Genomic DNA, 2,500 nt, shown 5'->3' on the forward strand with positions numbered 1-2,500 from the left:
AGGAGAGGGACCCGCCGCGTTGACCGCGGGGTCACCTCTCCTCTTCCCTTTATCTATGTTGATGTCCGGCGGTGTCCTACTCTCCCACACCGTCCCCGGTGCAGTACCATCGGCGCTGGAGGGCTTAACTTCCGGGTTCGGAATGGGACCGGGTGTTTCCCCACCGCTATGACCACCGAAACGCTTAACAGAACAAAACCAGCGGAAATGGTTCCCGGTCGTGTCCCGGGAACCGCACAGTGAACGCGAACAAAATAAGTGTGTTCAAGCCACTCGGCCTATTAGTACCGGTCAACTCCACACCTTACGATGCTTCCATCTCCGGCCTATCAACCCAGTCGTCTAGCTGGGGGCCTTACAACCATGAAAGGTTGGGAGACCTCATCTCGAGGAAGGCTTCCCGCTTAGATGCTTTCAGCGGTTATCCCGACCGAACGTAGCCAACCAGCCATGCACCTGGCGGTACAACTGGCACACCAGAGGTTCGTCCGTCCCGGTCCTCTCGTACTAGGGACAGACCCTCACAAGTCTCCTACGCGCACAGCGGATAGGGACCGAACTGTCTCGCGACGTTCTAAACCCAGCTCGCGTGCCGCTTTAATGGGCGAACAGCCCAACCCTTGGGACCTACTCCAGCCCCAGGATGCGACGAGCCGACATCGAGGTGCCAAACCTTGCCGTCGATATGGACTCTTGGGCAAGATCAGCCTGTTATCCCCGGGGTACCTTTTAGCCGTTGAGCGACACCCCATCCACACGGTGGTGCCGGATCACTAGGCCCTGCTTTCGCACCTGCTCGACATGTCTGTCTCACAGTCAAGCCCCCTTGTGCCCTTGCACTCAACACCTGATTGCCAACCAGGCTGAGGGAACCTTTGGGCGCCTCCGTTACTCTTTAGGAGGCAACCGCCCCAGTTAAACTACCCACCAGGCACTGTCCCCCACCCGGATCCACGGGTGCGGGTTAGACGCTCAAAACGACCAGAGTGGTATTTCACCAACGACTCCACGATAACTGGCGTCACCGCTTCACAGTCTCCCACCTATCCTACACAAGACGCTCCAAACGCCAATGCCAAGCTATAGTGAAGGTCCCGGGGTCTTTCCGTCCTGCTGCGCGTAACGAGCATCTTTACTCGTACTGCAATTTCACCGGGCCTGTGGTTGAGACAGTGGGGAAGTCGTTACGCCATTCGTGCAGGTCGGAACTTACCCGACAAGGAATTTCGCTACCTTAGGATGGTTATAGTTACCACCGCCGTTTACCGGCGCTTAGATTCTCAGCTTCACCCCCGAAAGGGCTAACCAGTCCTCTTAACGTTCCGGCACCGGGCAGGCGTCAGTCCGTATACAGCGTCTTACGACTTCGCACGGACCTGTGTTTTTAGTAAACAGTCGCTTCCCCCTGGTATCTGCGACCCCCACCAGCTCCACAGAGCCAGTCCGGTCACCAGCAGGGGCCCCCCTTCTCCCAAAGTTACGGGGGCAATTTGCCGAGTTCCTTAACCACAGTTCACCCGAACGCCTCGGTATTCTCTACCTGACCACCTGAGTCGGTTTAGGGTACGGGCCGCCGACACACATCGCTAGAGGCTTTTCTCGACAGCATGGGATCACTCACTTCACCTAAATCGGCTCGGCATCACATCTCACCCACATGCACCACGGATTTACCTATGGTACGGGCTACATGCTTACCCCAGGACAACCACCGCCTGGGCTGAGCTACCCTCCTGCGTCACCCCATCACTTGCCTACTACCACATCAGGTCCCACACTCGCCCCGACAAGATCCCCGAAGGAACCAAGCAGAGTCCGCACGGTTAGTATCCGCGGGTTCAGCATGGGCGCGTGTCAGCGGGTACGGGAATATCAACCCGTTGTCCATCGACTACGCCTCTCGGCCTCGCCTTAGGTCCCGACTTACCCTGGGCGGATTAGCCTGCCCCAGGAACCCTTGGTCATCCGGCGGAGGGGTTTCTCACCCCTCATTCGCTACTCATGCCTGCATTCTCACTCGTGTGGCCTCCACGACTGGCTCACGCCGCCGCTTCACCGCCCACACGACGCTCCCCTACCCACCCCAACCCCTGAACCAGCACCACAAGGGCACTGACTAGGGACATGTTGGGATGCCACGGCTTCGGCGATGTGCTTGAGCCCCGCTACATTGTCGGCGCGGAATCACTTGACCAGTGAGCTATTACGCACTCTTTCAAGGATGGCTGCTTCTAAGCCAACCTCCTGGTTGTCACGGCAACTCCACATCCTTTACCACTTAGCACACGCTTAGGGGCCTTAGCCGATGATCTGGGCTGTTTCCCTCTCGACTACGAACCTTATCGCCCGCAGTCTCACTGCCACGCTCTCACTTACCGGCATTCGGAGTTTGGCTGACTTCAGTAAGCTTGTCGGCCCCCTAGGCCATCCAGTAGCTCTACCTCCGGCAAGAAACACGTGACGCTGCACCTAAATGCATTTCGGGGAGAACCAGCTATCA

At 57.8% G+C, this 2,500-nt stretch carries 2 rRNA genes (1 of these 2 cut by a window edge); both read right to left on the minus strand.

The annotated features are described in order from the left end of the window. Positions 1–63: 63 nt before the first annotated feature. Positions 64–180: ribosomal RNA gene (gene rrf / locus OG417_RS00005) — 5S ribosomal RNA — on the minus strand. Between the two features lie 80 nt (positions 181–260). Then, a 23S ribosomal RNA gene (locus OG417_RS00010) occupies positions 261–2,500 on the minus strand; it runs 903 nt beyond the window's last position.

It is taken from the genome of Actinoallomurus sp. NBC_01490 (assembly GCF_036227085.1).
In the GTDB taxonomy this organism is placed as follows: domain Bacteria; phylum Actinomycetota; class Actinomycetes; order Streptosporangiales; family Streptosporangiaceae; genus Actinoallomurus; species Actinoallomurus oryzae.